This window comes from Syntrophomonas sp. (assembly GCF_028707975.1).
Taxonomy (GTDB): domain Bacteria; phylum Bacillota; class Syntrophomonadia; order Syntrophomonadales; family Syntrophomonadaceae; genus Syntrophomonas.
Genome location: NZ_JAQVZX010000034.1, coordinates 1 through 19,490, shown reverse-complemented (window position 1 = coordinate 19,490; position 19,490 = coordinate 1). Strand labels below are relative to the sequence as shown.

Annotated in this window: 18 protein-coding genes and 1 pseudogene; 4 read left to right on the top strand and 15 right to left on the bottom strand. The window is 44.6% G+C overall.

What is annotated here, in order from left to right; genetic code table 11:
- Positions 1-239: 239 nt before the first annotated feature.
- Positions 240-1,706 (top strand): glutamate--tRNA ligase, encoded by a 1,467-nt coding sequence (gene gltX, locus PHP87_RS06370; RefSeq protein ID WP_299919742.1) that lies wholly within the window; start codon positions 240-242, stop codon positions 1,704-1,706.
- 206 nt (positions 1,707-1,912) lie between these two features.
- On the opposite strand, the gene PHP87_RS06365 is transcribed toward gltX, so the two are convergent.
- The 12 genes from PHP87_RS06365 to PHP87_RS06310 all read right to left on the bottom strand — a co-directional run bounded on the left by PHP87_RS06365 (position 1,913) and on the right by PHP87_RS06310 (position 14,875).
- Positions 1,913-2,674, bottom strand: a complete 762-nt coding sequence (locus tag PHP87_RS06365; RefSeq protein ID WP_299919741.1) for an alpha/beta fold hydrolase — start codon at positions 2,672-2,674, stop codon at positions 1,913-1,915.
- A 16-nt stretch (positions 2,675-2,690) separates the two neighbouring features.
- The gene (locus tag PHP87_RS06360) at positions 2,691-2,873 is read right to left on the bottom strand and encodes a DUF2197 domain-containing protein (RefSeq protein ID WP_299919739.1); all 183 of its coding nucleotides are present in this window, start codon (positions 2,871-2,873) and stop codon (positions 2,691-2,693) included.
- Positions 2,874-2,997: 124 nt separating this feature from the next.
- Positions 2,998-3,657 carry a YkgJ family cysteine cluster protein gene (locus PHP87_RS06355; RefSeq protein ID WP_299919737.1) on the bottom strand — a complete coding sequence of 220 codons (660 nt, stop codon included), beginning with the start codon at positions 3,655-3,657 and terminating at the stop codon, positions 2,998-3,000.
- 79 nt (positions 3,658-3,736) lie between these two features.
- Complete coding sequence (locus PHP87_RS06350) at positions 3,737-5,446, bottom strand: methyl-accepting chemotaxis protein (protein WP_299919747.1); 1,710 nt, start codon at positions 5,444-5,446, stop codon at positions 3,737-3,739.
- 368 nt (positions 5,447-5,814) lie between these two features.
- On the bottom strand, positions 5,815-6,138 hold the full coding sequence (locus tag PHP87_RS06345) for a hypothetical protein (protein ID WP_299919735.1): 324 nt from the start codon (positions 6,136-6,138) through the stop codon (positions 5,815-5,817).
- Positions 6,131-8,452 (bottom strand): AAA family ATPase, encoded by a 2,322-nt coding sequence (locus PHP87_RS06340; RefSeq protein ID WP_366942896.1) that lies wholly within the window; start codon positions 8,450-8,452, stop codon positions 6,131-6,133. The genes PHP87_RS06345 and PHP87_RS06340 overlap by 8 nt, the downstream gene beginning before the upstream one ends.
- A gap of 177 nt (positions 8,453-8,629) precedes the next feature.
- On the bottom strand, positions 8,630-9,460 hold the full coding sequence (locus PHP87_RS06335) for an MBL fold metallo-hydrolase (RefSeq protein ID WP_299919732.1): 831 nt from the start codon (positions 9,458-9,460) through the stop codon (positions 8,630-8,632).
- 50 nt (positions 9,461-9,510) lie between these two features.
- The gene (locus PHP87_RS06330; protein ID WP_299919729.1) at positions 9,511-9,840 is read right to left on the bottom strand and encodes an AzlD domain-containing protein; all 330 of its coding nucleotides are present in this window, start codon (positions 9,838-9,840) and stop codon (positions 9,511-9,513) included.
- A complete protein-coding gene (locus PHP87_RS06325) occupies positions 9,827-10,516 on the bottom strand; it encodes an AzlC family ABC transporter permease (RefSeq protein WP_299919726.1) in 690 nt (229 codons plus the stop codon). Before PHP87_RS06325 ends, PHP87_RS06330 begins: the two co-directional genes overlap by 14 nt.
- 512 nt (positions 10,517-11,028) lie before the next feature.
- Positions 11,029-12,978 carry a transglycosylase domain-containing protein gene (locus tag PHP87_RS06320; protein ID WP_299919723.1) on the bottom strand — a complete coding sequence of 650 codons (1,950 nt, stop codon included), beginning with the start codon at positions 12,976-12,978 and terminating at the stop codon, positions 11,029-11,031.
- A 324-nt stretch (positions 12,979-13,302) separates the two neighbouring features.
- Entirely contained in the window at positions 13,303-13,938 is a 636-nt protein-coding gene (locus PHP87_RS06315; protein WP_299919743.1) for a DUF47 family protein, read from the bottom strand.
- Between the two features lie 58 nt (positions 13,939-13,996).
- The gene (locus tag PHP87_RS06310) at positions 13,997-14,875 is read right to left on the bottom strand and encodes a radical SAM protein (RefSeq protein ID WP_299919720.1); all 879 of its coding nucleotides are present in this window, start codon (positions 14,873-14,875) and stop codon (positions 13,997-13,999) included.
- Positions 14,876-15,026: 151 nt separating this feature from the next.
- Between PHP87_RS06310 and PHP87_RS06305 the strand changes: the two genes are divergently transcribed.
- Positions 15,027-15,203 carry an alpha/beta-type small acid-soluble spore protein gene (locus PHP87_RS06305; protein ID WP_299919717.1) on the top strand — a complete coding sequence of 59 codons (177 nt, stop codon included), beginning with the start codon at positions 15,027-15,029 and terminating at the stop codon, positions 15,201-15,203.
- Between the two features lie 32 nt (positions 15,204-15,235).
- Here PHP87_RS06305 and PHP87_RS06300 read toward each other — a convergent pair whose 3' ends face one another.
- The 3 genes from PHP87_RS06300 to PHP87_RS06290 all read right to left on the bottom strand — a co-directional run bounded on the left by PHP87_RS06300 (position 15,236) and on the right by PHP87_RS06290 (position 17,575).
- Complete coding sequence (locus PHP87_RS06300; RefSeq protein ID WP_299919714.1) at positions 15,236-15,697, bottom strand: MgtC/SapB family protein; 462 nt, start codon at positions 15,695-15,697, stop codon at positions 15,236-15,238.
- Positions 15,698-15,809: 112 nt separating this feature from the next.
- Complete coding sequence (gene guaB, locus PHP87_RS06295; RefSeq protein WP_299919712.1) at positions 15,810-17,264, bottom strand: IMP dehydrogenase; 1,455 nt, start codon at positions 17,262-17,264, stop codon at positions 15,810-15,812.
- Positions 17,265-17,341: 77 nt separating this feature from the next.
- A complete protein-coding gene (locus tag PHP87_RS06290; RefSeq protein WP_299919710.1) occupies positions 17,342-17,575 on the bottom strand; it encodes a helix-turn-helix domain-containing protein in 234 nt (77 codons plus the stop codon).
- A 238-nt stretch (positions 17,576-17,813) separates the two neighbouring features.
- On the opposite strand from PHP87_RS06290, the gene trkA reads away from it, so the two are divergent.
- Both trkA and PHP87_RS06280 read left to right on the top strand, forming a co-directional pair.
- Positions 17,814-19,172, top strand: coding sequence for a Trk system potassium transporter TrkA (gene trkA, locus PHP87_RS06285; RefSeq protein ID WP_299919709.1), 1,359 nt, complete (start codon positions 17,814-17,816; stop codon positions 19,170-19,172).
- Positions 19,169-19,490 (top strand): annotated as a pseudogene (locus PHP87_RS06280) (TrkH family potassium uptake protein); the annotation flags it as partial. The gene trkA and the pseudogene PHP87_RS06280, both read left to right, overlap by 4 nt.

The window sequence follows — 19,490 nt, the reverse complement described above, 5'->3', positions numbered from 1 at the left end:
GCAATAAGAATAAATACCAATATTATAGGAAGCCAATTGATTCTGGGCCCAAACATTCTATCACCCCGCTCTATAATATATGAAAAGTAGTTACATTTGGTGCCTGAAGTGTTAGCGGGCAAAAGAACCGTCCCCGTGCCCGTGCGGGCATGGGGACGGTTCTTTTGCCCGCTGGATTACCCTTTGAAAATTAACGGTCTTTGGGCTAGACTATACTGGTAAAGGAGTGATGCTGATTTATGAGTAATATAAGGGTTCGTTTTGCTCCCAGTCCAACGGGGGCTTTACATATTGGGGGGGCTCGCACAGCCCTATTTAACTGGTTGTTTGCTCGCCAACATGGTGGGAAATTCATCTTGCGTATTGAGGATACTGACTTCAGGCGCTCCCGCGAAGATTCGACCCGCGGAATAGTGGATGGCTTAAGCTGGCTGGGTCTAGACTGGGATGAGGGACCGGATATTGGCGGTCCGCTGGGACCCTACCGCCAGAGTGAACGGGGTGATATCTATTCCCGTTACCTGCAAGAACTTCTGGATTCTGGACGGGCTTATTATTGTTTTTGCACTCCGGAAGAATTACAAAAAGAGAGAGAAGAGGCCGCCCAGGAAAAACGGGACTACAAATATGGGAGTCGCTGCAAAGCACTTGGGCCGGAAGAGGTCAAGGAAATGCAGCAAGCGGGAAAACCAGCGGTTATTCGCTTAAAGGTGCCTGGGGAGGGCTATACGGTAGTACATGATCTTATTCGGGGAGATGTGAGTTTTGCCAATGCTCTTTTTGATGATTTCATAATAGCCAAATCTGATGGCTGGCCTACCTATAACTTTGCTGTGGTAGTTGATGACTTTGGCATGCAGATTTCTCATGTGCTAAGAGCTGAGGAACATCTTTCCAATACACCCCGACAACTGTTAATTTATCGAGCCCTGGGGTTTAAAGAACCCTCTTTTGCTCATCTTTCTATGATTTTGGCCCCGGATCGGAGCAAACTGTCCAAAAGGCACGGAGCGATTTCGGTACAGGAGTTCCAAAGCCAGGGGTATCTTCCCGAAGCTTTGGTAAATTACCTGGCGCTGCTGGGCTGGTCCACCGGACGGGATGTTGATATCTGGAGCCGCGAAGAGATGATACAGGAATTTTCCCTGGAGCATATCTCCAAATCCCCGGCTGTATATGACCTGGAGAAGTTGGCGTGGATGAACGGCCAATATATGACCCAGCTTGATATAGAAAGCTTGATAGCCTTGCTTGAGCCCCAAGCCCAACAACGGGGATGGCTAAATGAAGAGAATTCTGTTTTCTTCCGGCAGGCAGTAGAATTGGTACGCAACCGGGCTAAAACTCGGGATGAACTCCTATATGCTCTTGGCTATTTTTTTGAGGAAGTTGAGCAATATGATGAAAAGGGCGTTAAAAAGCACTTTGGACAGCACAAAGCCTCGACCGTGCTGAGCGAAGTGCTGGAAATCGTCTCCAGCATTGGTTCCTTCTCGGCGGCAGAGTTGGAAGAAGCTTTCCGGAAGCGGGCTCAGGAACTGGAAGTAAAGGCAGCGGATTTGATTCACCCCACCCGCCTGGCATTAAGCGGGCGTACTGCAACTCCGGGGCTTTTTGAGCTGATGGAAGTATTGGGACGGGAAAAATGTATTTCCCGGCTGGAAAAGGCCCTGGAATTCATCGCCAGTCAAAAAGGCCAGCTATAATCTAATTCCAGCTAATGATGTCACTACAAAAGTCATAAATGTTTTTGCTTGCATAAATATACGCGCTCCAACAACCTTAATAGCGACCGAAGGGAGGGTGCCAGAAGGGTATTTGGCAGGGGCAACACTTACGACTCGCCATATTTTTGCAACCCTTATGTAACAAAGGGGTTTTTGCAGGGAATTCAACAATCCGATAGGGAATATCAGGGGGTTAATTGGGAGAACGTTTGGCGAAGCCAGTTGATGGTTATGTCTTCCCTTTCTTTCGTCAGCCCGGTAAACCTGTGGTCAGCCTGGTCTACCAGATACAACTGCGCTTTAGGGAGCTGGCGGGCTACATATTCTGCATTGACGAAGTCTACTGCCTCATCCTCTTTTCCATGTACTATGAGAACTGGCCGGGAAGCAATTGCGGCCAGGTATTGATCCATATCATGCAAGTCGAAATCTTTCACAAAACCAGGATTTAATTCAAATTCCCCAGCTTCGTCCTGGAAACGAACGGTCTGCCCTTCTTTCAATTTGTTATAATCAGAGCTCATTATACGGGCAAAACAAGCCTTTAGCATCACCGGGGTAGACCAGAGTATAAAGCCGGCTACCCTCTGGTCGTTGCTTCCCCCGGCCAGAACCGTACTGCCGCCAAAACTCCTCCCTAATAATAGCAGGGGGAGTTGGTGTCTTTTATAGGCATAGTCAATTACAACCGCCAGATCATCAGCCTGGCGCGAGAGAGTAATATCAGCAAAACTGCCGTCACTGGCCCCGCTGCCAATAAAATCAAAGGCGTACACTGCTATCCCCAGTTCCTGCAGGCGGGAAGCAAAGGAGTAGATCTTGCCCCCGTTTTCCTTACCTCCGCGAAAACCGTGAGATACCAGCAATACCATGGTTGGCTCCACGGGTACAAAAGCCAGAGCAGCCAGTTCTTGACCGTCATCTTTTCTTATTCTGAGGTTTTCCAAGTCAATCCTCCACAATTTAGATCGGCTTCTTTTCTTTCCTTTTCTCATCTGATTCATGACGAACCCGGTTACTACAAAAATCACAGATAAAACTAGGGGCTTCTTTAGCCTGCTCGCTTAGTTTTTTAAAATCTCTGTGGTCTTCCTCAACATCATAGGTTTTACCACAGAGCAGGCATCGTGCCGCAATTTGCTTCATAGTTATTACCTCCCCTTAATTATTATAAACTTCCCTGTGCAAAAGACGCTCAAGCGGGGTTATTCTTGCTTATTATTTCCCCTATGATCAATATTACTGAACTTATCCCAATCTCACCCTAAATCTATAGTAACAGAACTTTCATTAAATCTGAAGATACTATGTCTTTAAGTAATAATTGGGAGTAGCTTTTCTTACCGGTAAAAGCGTTGGGTTTCCAATCCTCCATTCTAAGTTTGTATTGTTTTCCCTGCTTAAGGGGAAGGCTTAATCCACGCTGGTAAAAGTAGCACATGCCCTGGCGAACCAGCTCATCCATTCCCTGGTTTATAACCTGGCTTCGCAGTTTATCCATCGCCGGTGGTCCAGGGCAACAGATATAAGTTTGACAGGCAAACGGGCGGTAGGAATATATACTACAAATATTGGATCTGCTATTTAAAAAAACACAGCTTTGATTCTTTCTTCTCCGCAAAGTAATATCTACTACATTTCCCTGGGCTTTCAACCAAAGATAGCGAAAAACATCCTTAAAATCCAATTCTTTGGCCCGAATTATGTTTTCTACATCAATAGCGGTAAGCGGCAATGGTTCATAGCAGCAAATCCCACATCCGGAGCAGTCCTTTTTATTCCCTGGCCACATTCTGCTTAGCTTGGCCCGATCAAAAAATTCATTGATCTCATTCAGCAAATCCTGCAGTGAAAGATTGGGGTTTCTAATTTTTATTTCATAAGCCTGCACCTCAGGTTTATTGTTTTTCTTCAACTGCAAATTAAGCAAAGATTTCCCTCCAATAAACATGGCCCATTCTAAACATAAGAACGGGCCGCAAAATGTCAGTTTTCATATTAAAGCAAAATCAAACTTTAAAATAGGAAATAGCCTCTTCCATTTCTATTACAACTTTATTCAAGCTTTCGATAGAAGCGTTGACTTCTTCCACACTGGCCATTTGTTCTTCGGCCAGTTGGCCAATCTTCCGGGTATAGCCCAGATTGTCCTGGGCAGCTGCACTGGTCTGCTCAATGGACTCCAGCGCAGTTTCCGCACTGGCAGCCATTTCCTCGCTGGCAGCAGACATCTCTTGAATTTCCTCGCTGATTTCGGTTACACCCTTGATAATTAATTCAAAAGCTTCACCCGCACTGGCTACCGCTTCGGTTCCGAAAGCTACTTCTTTAGTTCCTTCTTCCATAGCTTTGACTGCTCGAACCGCTTCATTTTGCACTTCCTTAATCAGACCGGCAATACGCTTGGCCGCCTCCCCGGATTCTTCCGCCAGCTTGCGAACTTCTTCCGCCACTACGGCAAAGCCTTTACCCTGCTCTCCCGCCCGGGCCGCTTCAATAGCGGCATTGAGGGCCAATAGATTGGTCTGGTTGGCTATATTGGTTATTAAATCTACAATCTGATTGATTTCTTGCGATTTTCCACCCAGGCCCTGAACTATCTTGGCGGTAGAGTTAACAGTATGACTGATTACTCCCATTTGTTCTATCGCTTTTTCGACCTGTTTCTCCCCTTCCTGAGCCTTGGCATTGGCCACCATGGTTGAAGAGGAGACTTCCTGGGAGTTCCGAGCCACTTGTTGGATAACTTCGGACATCTCTCCTATTACTACTTTGGATCGTCCGGTCAAATCAGCCTGGCCGATGGCGCTATTATTCATATCATTAGCCTTGATAGTCATATCCTCCATTTGACTGGTGCTCATTTCGCAGGTTTTAAGTAGAATGCCGCTGGCATGACCTACATTTTCAGCCAATTGCCGTGTCTTACCTATAAGCTCAGAAATTCTTTCCACCATCAGGTTTACCATAAGAGCTAACTGTGCGGGTTCATCTTTAGCAAAAACCGGCACCTTCTGGGTCAGGTCGCCCTGGCTTACTTCATCAACCGCCTTCTTAATTCTTTCCAAAGGCCGGTACACACTGGCAGCGATAAGGAAGGCCGCTATAAAACCAATTAATATACCGATTAAAGAGTAAATAACCATAGAATTGCGAAAATGCCCCACCGCTTCGTCATAGGGGGTAGCCGGTACCCCTGCATACCAAATACCGATTATCTGGCCGACACTATTTTTTATCGGTTCGTAAGCGGTTTCATTCCAGGTTCCTACGACATTGGCCCGGCCTATGTATGTTTCACCTTTCTTTAAGACTGCTTCGGCCACCTGTTCCGATACCTGGGTTCCCACCTGCCTCTTATTATCCTTCATGACATTTGTGGATACCCGGGTATCTCCTTTGAAAATAGTCACCGTATCCCCGGTCAATTTACCTATTCTATCCACAACATCGTAGTTTTCCTCCATTAATACATCGCCTTTGTACAACTGGCCATCGATTACTTCCCAATCCCCGGGGAAATTGAGCTCAATAATCTGCCTCCCCAGAGCCAGGTCAGACTTGAGCTTTTCCTGAGCAGTAAATACAATCTTCTCTGACATTACATAGGTGGCATAGATGCCCATTATGCCAGTAACTGCCGCTACTATCAGAGTAAAAGCCAAGATCAATCGTAAGCGGACATCTAATAATCTCAGCAGCCTTTCAATTCTAACCATTAACCTCACAATACCTCCGCTCCCTTCCCAATTTTTATTTTTTTCTTGGTCTTATCAACCCCCATACTCGCAAAAATGCAAGTAGCCATGAAGAGTACTCCCAGGCTAATGTGAGATATAATTCCCTAACCTTAACTCCTCACTTTTCTGTACTAACCCCCCATGCCCGCAACCTCAATAGTGACACCCGAAGGGTGAAACGCCAGGAGTACCCGCAGGGTGGAGGACTCAACCGATAAAAATAAAGGCATTACAAGAGGTTATTATAGACGCTGATTCAGATATATATAATGATATGTATCTGAAGAATGTTCCCGTAATATATTTTCGATACACGATCTTTTACTTGACAGTATTCCACAAAAATCTTATTTTTCCTTGTTTTTCTCCGGGATTATTTCTATATATAATACCCGCTGATAGTTATAAGAACCCAAAACCTTTCCGTTAGCATCATAAAAATAACTCAAAGAAGAACCCCCTACATAAACCTTGCCCTTTTCTTCAATGCCTAAATTCTTAATATAGGTTTCCAATTCCTGATCGTCAGTAAAAACTATCCGCACTTTAATGAGTTGCTCCTCAGGAGGAGAGGACGACTGAAAAAGCTTCTTGCCATCAATATTGCAGCCACTGTTAAACAGTAAAAGAAGAATCAGCAGTATTCCCCCAAGGATTCTGCTTTTACCCATAGCTTTTCCTCCTTTTGCTCTTCTGACGGTGTCGATCGGCATTAATAACCCGATCTGGGAAAGCAATATCTCGTCTTTTTTTGCTGCTCCATTCCTTTAATCTTTGGTCAACCAGAGCATGAACACTATCGGGCGAAAATCTTCCGTTCTCTTCCCTTTTCCCGGCTGGCTTGCCCGTAAGTATCTCTAGACCTTCATCGATATCTTCAATAGCCCATATGCTAAATTGCCGTTTCTTTACGGCTTCAAGCAACTCTTCTTCCAACATAAGTTGGGACAGGTTTTTCCTGGGGATAATAACCCCCTGTTCTCCGTCCAAACCTTTCATCTGGCAAATTCTGAAAAAACCTTCGATTTTTTGATTGATGCCTCCTACCGGCTGAATTTCCCCATTTTGATTAACGGAACCAGTAACTGCAATACCCTGTTTAATCGGAAGATCCGCCAGGCTGGATAATAATGCAAATAATTCGGCACTGGAGGCACTATCTCCTTCTATTCCCTGATAACTTTGTTCAAAAGTTAAACTGGCTGACAGCGTTAAAGGTTTTTCCCGGGCATACTGCGCTCCCAGATAGCCGCTCAAGGTAAGAACTCCTTTGCTATGAATATTGCCGCTCATACGGATTTCCCGTTCAATATTTACCAGTCCCTTTTCTCCCATAAAGGTTTTGGCGGTGATTCGCACCGGCTTACCGAACGAATAGTCTCCAATTTCATATACCGCCAGGCCGTTAAGTTCTCCCACCCTCTTCCCTTGCACATTTATTATCAAGCTTTCCTCAGCCATCATATCTTGAATTTTGTTTTCCAACAGGGAAGAACGATATTTTTTTTCCATTATGGCTTTTTTTACATGCGCCAGGCCAACCAGTTCCGCTCGCGCATAATTGGCCCAGCAGTCAGCCTCAATTACTATTTCTACCACTTTATTCAGCATAGTGGATATTTTATTCTGATCTTCCGCCAGGCGGCTAGCATAATCAACGACAGCAGCTACCGCTTGCGGGTCAAAGTGCTTCAGGCCTTCCTGGCGACATATGGAACTGATAAAGCGGGCATATTCCCTAATCCGCTTACGGCTTTTTTCCACTTCTATGTCAAAATCTGCCCTGATTCTAAAAAGTCGCCGAAATTCTTCATCCCAGTTATAAAGGAGATAATAATATAGCGGTTCCCCAATTAATACCACTTTAAGCTTGGCCGGAATGGGTTGCGGTTGAAGCGTCTCCGTATTACTTATACCCAGCATCCGGCTCAGGTTTTCCACCACAATTTCCTGGTTAATAAGACTTCGTTTAAGAGCATCCCACACATAATAGTTTTTAACAACATCATAAACCCGTAGAATCAGATAGCCGCCATTGGCCCGGTGTATGGCTCCGGCCTTAATTTTAGAAAAATCAGTAGCCAGAATGCCGAATTCTCCTTCATATTCTATCTGTCCAAAAAGATTAGCATAAGTAGGATTGCTTTCGAAAATTACAGGAGCGTGTTTAAGCTCTGAATTATCTACTATTAAATTTACCTGGTAGCGACGCAATGAGTTCCGTTGCTCAATGCGCCTAAACAAGCTTAAGGGGGAGTTCTCTTCCGGTTGTACAAAGGCTTCATAGTTCGCCAGCAGATCCTCTTGTATGGCTTCGATTTGTTCCACCAGATCTTTAAACAACCGATATTTTTCAAACAAATCGGCAAAAATCGGTGCCATTACCGCCCTGACCGTTTCATTTTCCAGCTTTTTGACTTTTACTTTAATACTCTTTTCCAATTCCTTAAAATGACGAAAGGCCTGATTTAGCTTTTCCTGAATGATAGCACTTTTCTTCATTATCTCTATCCGCTCTTCTTCCGGTAGAGACATGAATTCTTCCTGGCTGAGAGGCTCTCCATTCTGCAGAGGAACGCTGTTGATGCTATTCTGGTTGCGGCTTATAGTAAATCCATAGCTGTGTGCTTCTTCATCCAATTGCATATACATTCTATTGGTTTCGTCAACAAAGAAACTCAGCAAAGCGTTTTTTTCATACTCGTATTCTTCACTTTCAAAAGACTTGAGCAAGGTTTTTATGGCCCGGTCTATTCCGGCCTCCAGGTCTTTTTTGAAACTGCTTCCCACGCCTGCAGGCAATAGTATAGCCTGGGGGCAATCGGGATTTTTAAAATTATGCACATAACAGCAGTCTGGCGGAGGCGATTCCTTTTTCGCTTTATCTTCTAATATTTCCCAGGCCAGGGTGGTTTTGCCTGTTCCCATGGCTCCGGCCAGATATACATTATAACCCTGCTTTTTAATATCCACGCCCAATGACAACGAGCGATAAGCCCGTTCCTGCCCGATGATTCCAGGCAGTGGCTCAACCTCGGCAGTAGAAGTGAATTTAAAGATAGACGGATTACAATTCTTTCTTAAATCTTTGGTTTTTACTTTATATTTGTTCAGATTCAGAAAACATACCCCCGTACAATTTACTTACAGCAGCCCCGTCTTCTAGAAATGAAAGCTCATACCCGTATCCGCCTTAATAACCCTGGGGCCAAGTTCGTTTAATAGCCGGGCCGCAGCATAGAAACCGGTACAATGGCCGACAGCAATCTTTTCCACATTTATCGTTTTTAAGGCTGCTATGGTTTGGGCCAATCTATCTTCGGAAGCCGTTATCAAATGGGTTCCTCCGATAAAAGCCAGCATCTTTGATCTGCCGGTTTTTTCCACAAGATATTCTATAGTATTTATCATCCCCGAATGGGCGCATCCACTGATAATAATGAGGCCTTCAGGATGATCTACCAGCAAGGCCATATCATCGGGCAACTTATCTTCAACTAAGCCATGGCCGGTAGCAATCTTGAAATTGCCTCCGGTATTTTCAAAGCTGTTTTTCCGTGGTATTTCTCCACTGATGAAAATCCCGGGCATTATTTCACAAAAACTATCAATAAAGATTATTTTAGCTCCGTTTTCCACCAGTTCCTCTTGATCAAAGGGACAACCGATATTCGGACCCAAGCCCTTTTTCCCCTGTAAAAAACGCCGGGTGAAAATACCCGGATGAAGATAGAGCTTTTTCGGCCCAAATCTCTGTAAAAAAGGTACTACAGCACTGGTATGGTCAAAATGCCCATGACTGATAACCAATGCTTCAACTTCTTCCAGCTTTATTCCCAGGTTTTCCGCATTATTAAAAAGCGCATTTCTACTGCCCGTATCAAAGAGGATTTTTCTCCCATCCACTTCTATCAGAGCCGAAAATCCATACTCTCCTACCAGAGACGGGGACGGAGTAGTGTTTTCCACCAGGATGCTTACCGTTACATTCATTTGTCTCTCCTCCTTGGATAAAGTCCCCCACTTATTGTTTATGCTTTACTTCATGCCCCAAAATAATTATACAATAAAGCCATGGTCAAAATACCGGTGACCAGGGTCAAGAACAGGCTTCTGCTCTTTATCGCTACCAAAAATGTGGGTATAAAAGCCCAGAGATAAATATTTCCGGTACTAATATCTATACTGCCCTGGGGTGCGATTATGCTTAAGGCAGTTAATGCCCCTAGAACTGCTGGAGCAACAAAAGACAACCACTTCTTCAGGCCCTCGGGGAATTCAAATCGCGACAGCATAGCTATGGGCAATATACGGGGTAAAAGGCTGACTATGGAAACCCCAATTATCATTAAGTAAACGCTAGTTGCGCTCATCAATCAACATCCCCAAACTGGCCCCGATTAAGGTGGCAATAATAATATTGGACAAGTTCTTCATGGAGTCGGGTAGCAAATAAGCGCTTAAGAGACATATAAAAGCAGAAAAAACTGCTACCAGGGCATCACTCTTTTTATTCACCATGAAAACCAGGAGACAAGTATACATAGCCGGTAAAGCAAAACCTAGACCAAAACGCTCGGTATTGCTTATCAAACTACCCAGCCAGGCCCCCAAAACAGTACTGCCAACCCAGGATAAATGTGAAGTCAGGTTCAGTCCGGCCATATATGAAATACTAGCTTCCTGTTGCCGATACCGGTTTATGGCCACGGCATAGGTTTCATCAGTAAGTCCATAGGACAAAAAAGCCGTCCAGCGGGTGGGGAGCTTTTTCAGATAGGGAACCATGGAAGTAGCAAAAAGGGTGTATCTCTGGTTTATCAAAAGGTTGGCTAGAATAGCTGTAATTACTGCTCCACCAGCCTGCATAACCCCGATGGCGATATATTGCCCCGCACCGGTAAAACACAAAATAGACATAGCGGTGGCTTGCAGTAGATTCATCCCGGCTTCAGTGGCCAGAACACCAAAGGCAAATCCCAGAGGCAAATAACCTAAAACAATGGGGATTGAATCCTTAATACCTTCCCGGAGCTCCATATTACGCATTTTTTTCTCCTTCATGGAAATAAGCTAAAAGCCCTTAATGCAAAAGGACAGCTAAGGAAATTCTACCATTAAGGGCCAGAGCTAGCCAGCAATAAAATGGCAGGTGAGAAAATTATAGTATGGGTAAGCCGTGATTCAGGTCTGTATTATACACGGTCAAAGATATGATATTACTGCAAAAAGTTATAAATATGCATTAGCGTGCATATTTATACCGCTCCAGCGTCCTTAATAGCGATCGCAGGCTATGTAGGGAACGACCCCCATGTCGTTTTCCCCGAATCAAGCGCAACAACCTTAATAGCGACTGCAAGGCATTGTAAGGGCGGTCTTCGACCGCCCGCTTTCACCTTCGCCAGCGTTTTGTATATTCATGCAACCCTTATGCAATAAAAAGGGGTTTTTGCAGTAGAGTCAAAATATGGATATATATAATATAGGCCATATAGGCTTGATAGTAACGCTCAAACATTTTAGGTTAAGGTATAGCAAGCTTCCCGTATCTCCCACCTTTATGGAGACCAGCTTTGCCACCAGGGAAAAATACCGTCATCCATGCTCCAATCATCTTCTGCACGGTGCTCATAACAGATATCTTGGGGCTCGCTACCTTCTACAAAGGCCATTTCCATCTGCTGGGGACAAGCCTCGCTGGCAACCATCCCACTATCCAGGCAAATATTGAGCATTCTAACATTATCCGGACGATAAAAATCCCCTTCGGCCAGCCTCGGGGAAGCGCCCTCAATAAAATGAGCCCAGATCGGCCCAGCTATTACCCCACCGGACATATTAACTTCTTGATTTTTATCATAACCCACCCAAACCGCGCAACAAATACGGGGGGTAAAGCCGACAAACCAGGCATCCTTGAACTCATCAGTAGTTCCAGTTTTCCCTGCGGCAACCCTTCCTCCAATAATATTGCGGAGATGTGACCCCGTTCCACCCGCTTCCATAACTCCTTCCAGGATATTGGCGATTATATAGGCATTGTCTTCTCCAATTACCCTGCTTTGGAGGGGATGATTTTCTTCTAGAACTTTCCCGTTTCTATCCGTAACCTTCAATATGTAGTAGGCTTTACTGTACAGCCCGCGGTTGGCAAAAACTGCATAGGCTGATGCCATATCTATGGGTCTAACCTCGCTGGCGCCCAAAGGCAAAGAAAGCACCGGTTGAACATTATTAAATCCAAACTTTTCCGCATGGCTGGCGGTAGCCACCGGACCCAAGATACTATTTACCCGAACCGCAACCACATTATCCGATTTCATTACCGCCTCTTTCAAAGTAAATTCGCGCCAGTGATAGGGTTCTTTGCCATAATCGGTTGGCCGGTAAATATCACCGTTGGGTAATTCATACTCCACTTCTTCACACATTATTTTATCAGCCGCAGTAAAACCGGAATAGAGAGCCAGCGAATACATAAAGGGTTTGAAGGTCGAACCGGGCTGGCGTTCGGAAAAAACCCGGTTAAAGGTTGAACTGGCATAATCCCTTCCTCCTATGAGAGCTCGTATCTCTCCGTTGCTGGGATCCACGGCCACCAGAGCCGCCTGCAAATTGGGATCATAAGCCTCTAAGCCTGACTGCAAGGCCTGGTTGGCTGCCCGCTGCATAAATAAATCAAGACTGGTATAAACCTTCAATCCCCCTTGATATATCATTTGATCTCCATATTTTTTGCTCAAATAATCCTTTACCAGAGCAATGAAATAGGGAGCTTCCCCTTTAATATAGCTGGTTTTTTCATATTCGAGCTTCTGCTCCACAGCCTGGGCTCTGCTTTCTTCATCAAGATATCCTTCTTCCTGCATTCTTTGCAACACTTGCAGCTGCCGCTTTCTGGCTGCATCAGGATTGATATAGGGATCATAATTGCTGGGCCAGCGGGGAATACCGGCCAGAAGAGCCGATTCCGCCAGGTTTAAATCCCGGGCACTTTTGCCGAAAAATGTGCGCGCAGCAACCTCGATGCCGTAGGCTCCCTGACCAAAGTAGATGGTATTGCAATACATAGCCAGGATTTCATCTTTGCTATACTGTCTCTCTAACTCCAGGGCATAAAAGAGTTCTTTAAATTTTCGTAAAAAGGTTCGTTCATTGCTCAAAAAAAGGTTCTTGGCGGTTTGCTGGGTTATGGTGCTTCCGCCTTCTACAATCTTTCTTTCCCTGATGTTTACATAGAGAGCCCTTAGAATACCCGCCATATCAATGCCATGGTGCTGGTAAAAATTCTTATCTTCCACCGCGATCACGGCTTTAATAAAATGACCCGGCATTTCGCCAAGATCAATATTAATCCGATTTTGCTCCCCCAATCCCTTTATTGCTTCTCCGTTAACATCATATACCACCGATGCCTGGGGTACTTCGATTCGGGGCAAAGGCCAGGTAAAGCCGGTATGGCAAGCTATTAGGGTTATAATTATGCAACTCAGGATAAATTTACGCAAAGCAACATCCCTCCTTTTTGTAAAATACCCCAGTTTTATAATCTTTATCCGTTGTAAAGGGAAGAAGGAAAGCGGGAAAATCATGGTGGGAAAAAAAGGACAGGCTAGGTGGGGAGCGTCAGGAGTAAGGGTAGGGGGTTAGAAGTGAGAAAAGCTATCGAAAAGCATCAGGCGGGAAATTTTAAGGGGTGAGGGATAATCTGCAAAAATCATCCCTTACCCCTTTCTGCCTTTCTTGGAGTTATATGAATATTGATGTCACTGCAAAAAGTTATAAATATGCATTAGCGTGCATAAAAAGGGGTTTTTGCAGTGGAACCAATATTAAGAATACTTGACACAAATATTACTGATTAATTCCGCCACATCCTGAACATAATCCTGAGCCATTTCAATATGTTCGTAGACCTCGCGCCATTTTATAATCAGAATAGGCTCCTCTTCATTTTCAAATAAAAGGGCTAAGCCCTGGCGGTAATTATTATCCTGTTTTCTTTCCAATTGCCTTATTTCCTCACAGCACTCCAGTATTTCCTTGTTGTTGTGCTCTAAATTCTGCAGCAGGTTCAAAGCTCTTTCCTGCAGAAGCAAGGCTTCACACAAAACATTTACCATTTCTTTTACCCTCTTGTTAGGTCGTCCGGTTTTATATAAAATCATACGATCAATAATACCAGTGATATAATCAAGGGTTGTAGACAATTTTTGAGCCAACTGAAAAGCATCTTCCCGGTCAAAGGGAAGAATAAAACTGGTGTTCAAGCGCCGCATCAATTCCTGAATAATCCGATCCCCTTCATGCTCCATAGCAGTTAATTTTGCCATCTTAATATCCAGATCATTGTAATCGTTGACCACATTTTGCAATATGTCGCCACCTCTTATCACTACGCGTGCGCTTTCACTGAATAACATAAATAGCTGCTCGTCTTTGGTGCCAAATAAACGCAATTGTTCCACCCCCTGATTAGATTTTTGCATAAACGAGAATATTGATTAGTGTTTTTGAGAACAAATTTTAAAGTGCCCTTAGATAATCGGGGCGCAAATAGCTGGTATCATTCCGGTTAATTATTTCATTAATCCAAGTCAGAATTTTTTCTTTATCTTCCGGGAACCTTCCTTTGATAGGTAGATAATTAGAAGCATGATTGCTGCGGAATTCTGTTCCCTCAAGCTCAAAATTCTCTATCATAATACGCATTTCATCCAGTATCTCAAAAGGAGCAGGAAGTTCAAACTCGCCTTTTTGCATTTTCCGGTACAGGGGTGTACGCGGTTCCAGCATCAGGGTTAAAGCACCAACATAGTCGGGATTCATTTCATTTAGGATCTGAGCTGTTTTCTGAGCATGGTCAACTGCCTGTGAAGTTCTTCCCGCCAGGCCCAACAAGACTGTAACCGAGAGAAGAATGCCGGCTTCTCGAATCTTTTTCCCTGCTTCAACCATTTCTTCGTAAGTAACCCCTTTTTTTATATCTTTTAATAGTTCAGGATCTCCGGTTTCCACACCCAGGTAAGCAATAGTCAGCCCAGCCTCTTTTAATCTTTTAAGATCCTCTATATCTTTAGAAAGGATACTGTCGGGACTGGCATAAATCCCAATATGCCTGAGGCTATAAAAGTTCTTTTTAAGCTCGGTAATTATTTTCACTAAATCGCCGGTATCAACCGCCAGTGCATCTCCATCAGCCAGAAAGACCTTTTCCAGGTCTCCATAATATAATTTAGCCATGCGAATATCAGCCATTACTTCATCCAGCGACCTGACCCGGTACTTTTTGTCTTTGTACATGGAACAAAAGGTGCATCTATTATGAGAACAACCTATCGTGACCTGCAGGATATAGCTCCTGGCTTCACTTGGTGGACGGTAGACACTTCCTTCATACCTCATGAATTATTACCTCCCTTGGCTTTATTTAAGTTTATACAATAAGTCGTATTTTGTGAAACACTTTACATATAAAGCTTTAAAATCTAGCCATAATTCTATTTATATTATCACAGAATACTAAATGGGTGCGGGAATTAAGGAGGTTTTTCGATTGAGCCGTAAAAAAGGCCTCATGTCCGAACAACTCAAATATGAAATTGCCCGTGAACTTGGAGTTGACCAGTTGGTGTCAACTCAGGGTTGGGGTGCTGTATCTTCCCGAGACTGTGGCAGTATGGTAAGAAAAGCAATCGAACTGGCCGAGAGGAGTATCTCTAACCAGGTATAGCAAACCGAAATAACCCGCATTCACAAGGGGGATTATTCCCCCTTTTTTATTTTATCTTTCCCCATAAATATTTTCCACAAATAATTCTTATATCGAATCAGGCTATCCGAAAACCAAAAAACGATTATAACCAAAAATGTAGCCAGAATCATGGCTTGTTGCAATCCTGCGCCAATCAAGATTCCCAAGATAGCCGTGATCCACAGGCTGGCGGCCAAAGATAGCCCACTGCTTTGCTTGTCTTCCGCCATCCAGATCAGTCCGGTGCCAATAAATCCTATAGCCGATATGATCTGAGCGGAAAGCCTCCCCGGGTCGCTATACCACGGAAAGGTAAGGTTTTTATAAAATTCATTGGAAACAATTGTGAGCAGGGCTGCAACCATGCAGGTAATGGTATAAGTGCGGGTAGTAGATATCGACCTGTCAGTACTTACACCCAAAATAAAACCCATAATGGCGGCCAGAACTATTCGCCCAACCCAAATCTCCATACTAACCCCCCATGGCCAGGGCCACAACCACCGATGAAAAGGAACGTCCCCATGATATATTCTGGCGACTGACGACCATTCCGTCTTCCGCCATCCGTCCTCCGTCTTCCTACTACATTACCTGGTAGTTAGGGGATTCTTTAGTAATGGATATATCATGCGGATGGCTTTCAATCAAGCCCGCATTGGTAATACGAATAAAACTGGTCTTATTTTGCATTTCCCCGATATTCTCCACTCCACAGTAACCCATACCGGCTTTTAGCCCACCAATGAGTTGGAAAATAGTCTCAGATACATAGCCTTTATAGGGGATACGACCTTCTATTCCCTCTGGAACCAGCTTTTGAGCATCTTCCTGGAAGTAACGATCACTGCTTCCCTGTACCATAGCTCCCAGAGACCCCATTCCGCGGTAAACTTTGTAGCTTCTGCCCTGGAATATTTGCGTCTCACCCGGGCTTTCATCGGTTCCCGCCAGCAGGTTGCCCAGCATTACTGTATCTGCACCGGCAGCAATAGCTTTAGCGATATCCCCCGAATATTTTATGCCGCCATCAGCAATTATGGGTACATTATGCTTTTTAGCCGCCTGAGCGCAATCAAAAACAGCGGTTATCTGCGGAACGCCAATTCCAGCTACTACCCGGGTAGTACAAATAGAGCCCGGCCCAATTCCTACCTTTATCGCATCAGCTCCGGCTTTAATCAATTCTTCAGTGGCTTCCGCCGTAGCAACATTACCGGCAATAAGCTCGATTTTCGGAAATTGTTTCTTGATGCTGCTCACCATTCTTATCACGCTTAGAGAATGACCATGTGCCGTATCCACTACTATAACATCCGCCCCGGCCTTTTTGAGGCCTTCCACCCTTTCCAGGGTATCGTGGGCTATTCCAACGGCTGCTCCAACCAGCAAGCGTCCTCGGTTGTCCTTGGCAGCGTTGGGATATTTCGAAGTTTTTTCGATATCTTTTATAGTAATTAAGCCCATTAAATTGAAATCATCGTCTACCAGCGGGAGTTTTTCTATCTTATATTTTCTAAGTAAATCCATGGCCTGGTCCATACGGGTGCCTACCGGTGCAGTAACCAGTCCTTCACTGGTCATGACATTTTTTATTAATTGGGTGAAATCGGTTTCAAATCGTATATCCCGGTTGGTGATAATGCCCACCAGCCTGCTTCCTTCGGTAATAGGCACTCCCGAAATGTGATAATGTTCCATAATATCGAGAGCATCCCGAATAGTGTTCTCCGGCGATAAGTAAAAAGGATCCGTTATTATTCCATGTTCGGAACGTTTTACCCGATCCACCATTTTACTCTGTTCATCGATGGACATATTTTTATGAATTATGCCAATGCCACCTTCTCTGGCCACAGCAATAGCCATCCTGGTTTCAGTTACTGTATCCATCCCCGCACTCAAAACAGGAATACCTAACCTTATATTACGACTAAGCCTGGTTGAGACATCAACCTCCTGGGGGAGAACTTCAGACCTTCCCGGTACGAGCAACACATCATCAAAGGTGAGACCTTCTTTGCCAAATTTCTCACTCATTGTCTGGCCCCCTTTAGAAATTTAGATTATAGTATCCTATTCTCCACTATTTTTCAAGGCAAACCCATATAATATGCTTAATCTCCACCAATTACTGAACTAATTCCATAGTGAATAAAGTGTTGGCGGAGAGACTCCACCGTTTCATTACTAACCTGGAATTTTTCCGCCATCTCCTGGCTGCTCTTTCCCTTTTCTATACAGTCCAATAGTTCATCGAAATCAACTCCTGCTTCCTGGCTCATTTCTGCCAGAGAAGGCATTCTGCTCCAGGGAGGGAAAGAACCCTTTCCCTTGTTCTGATGCTCCATCTATCGCACCTCCTAAACTCATCCTTTGCCCTCACTCCTTACTTTTATTATTATGCCATTATTGTCTTTTATCATGTGCCTGACGACCACTCCGTCTTCTGTCTTCTGTCTTCCGTCCTCCGTCCATGTATTTATAATAAAAAGGTGCCCAAAGTACTAAAATATGATAGAATCGCAGTGAACTGAGTGAGTTGAAGCAGGATTATTAATCATAATTCGTTTAACAGGTGGTATGCTTATGAAAGCAATCATTATCGGCGCTGGAAAAGTAGGGTTTAGCATGGCGGAGATGCTCTCCGAAGAGAATCACGATGTGGTGGTAATTGAACAATCCTCGGAAAGACAGCAGATTCTTGAAGACACCCTGGATATTCAGGTTATCAATGGCAGCGCTTCGAGCTTTTCGGTGCTGGAGGCGGCCGGGGTCAAGGATGCTGACCTCCTTTTGGCCGTAACTGAATTTGACGAATTAAATATGCTGGCCTGTATGCTGGCCAAGCATTACGGCACCAAGGTTACTGTTGCCCGGGTGCGCAATACCGAATACCTGGAACTCAAAAACATCTCCTTAAACCAGCTTATGGGTATCGACCTCATCATAAATCCGGAACGGGTTACTGCCTTTCACATTGCTCAGATTGTAAAAAATCCTGAGGCTTTGAATGTGGATTACTATGCCGAGGGCAAGGTGCAGCTGGTAGAACTCCGTATTCGGCCAGATTCGCCTCTGGTGGGGAAAACACTAAAAGATGTGGATAGCTCTTTGCCCTACAATATTGTATCTATACTTCGCAAGCATAAGATGATCGTCCCCCGGGGTCAGGATACTTTTTACCCCGGTGACCACATCAATTTGATGGCCCAAAGTGCTGACATTGCTGAAGTGGAAAAGCTCCTGGGCTTTTATCGTCATAAAATAAACCAGGTTACTATACTGGGTGGAGGCCGCACCGGTTACCATCTGGCCCAGATCCTGGAAGAACAAAAACTATTGCTCAATATTAAAATTATTGAAAAGGACTTTAGACGCGCAGAAAGAATATCGGAGAAACTAAAAAACACCTTGGTAATCCACGGGGATGGCAGTGATTACCAGTTGCTGGATGAAGAAAACATAGGCCAATCCGACATTTTTGTGGCGGTAACCGATGACGACAAAATTAACATGCTTTGCTCCCTTATCGCCAAGAACCTGGGAGTTAAAACCACCATCTGCCAGCTTAAGCGCTTTGAGGTTATTCCCCTGGTTGAGCAGATTGATATCGACATTGTCCTTAGTCCTCGTATTCTTACCGCCGGGGCCATTTTAAAATACATCCGCCGGGGTGATATTGTTTCGGTTACGGTTCTGGGCGAAGAGAAGGCGGAAATGCTGGAACTCTTTGCCCAGCCAGGCTCAGTTGCGGTTAACAAAAAGATTCAAGATATCAAATTCCCCCGCGGTTCAGTGGTAGGCGCAGTGGTAAGGGGCGAGCAGGTTATAGTCCCCGATGGCAACTTCAAGATTGATGCCTTTGACCGGGTTATTGTTTTTACCCTGCCCAAAGACCTGCCTCGGGTGGAAAAACTCTTTCTCAAGGGGGCCTGGCTCTTTTGATTAGAACTCGCGTTATACTGGGATACCTGGGAAGAATAATCTTGATTATTGGTATCTCTATGCTGTCGAGCGTGCTCTGCTCCCTTTATTACCGGGAATCAATAATCATCCCTTTTATCCTGGCCGCCGGAGTAACTATTGCTACCGGACTCTTGCTGGTTTTTTCTGCTGAAAAGCAGGCCATTCACTACAAAGAAGGATTTGTAATTGTCAGCTTGGGTTGGCTTTTGGCCTCCCTCTTTGGCAGCCTCCCTTACATCTTTACCGGATGCCTGCCTTCATTTGCTGATGCATTTTTTGAGACCGTATCCGGTTTTA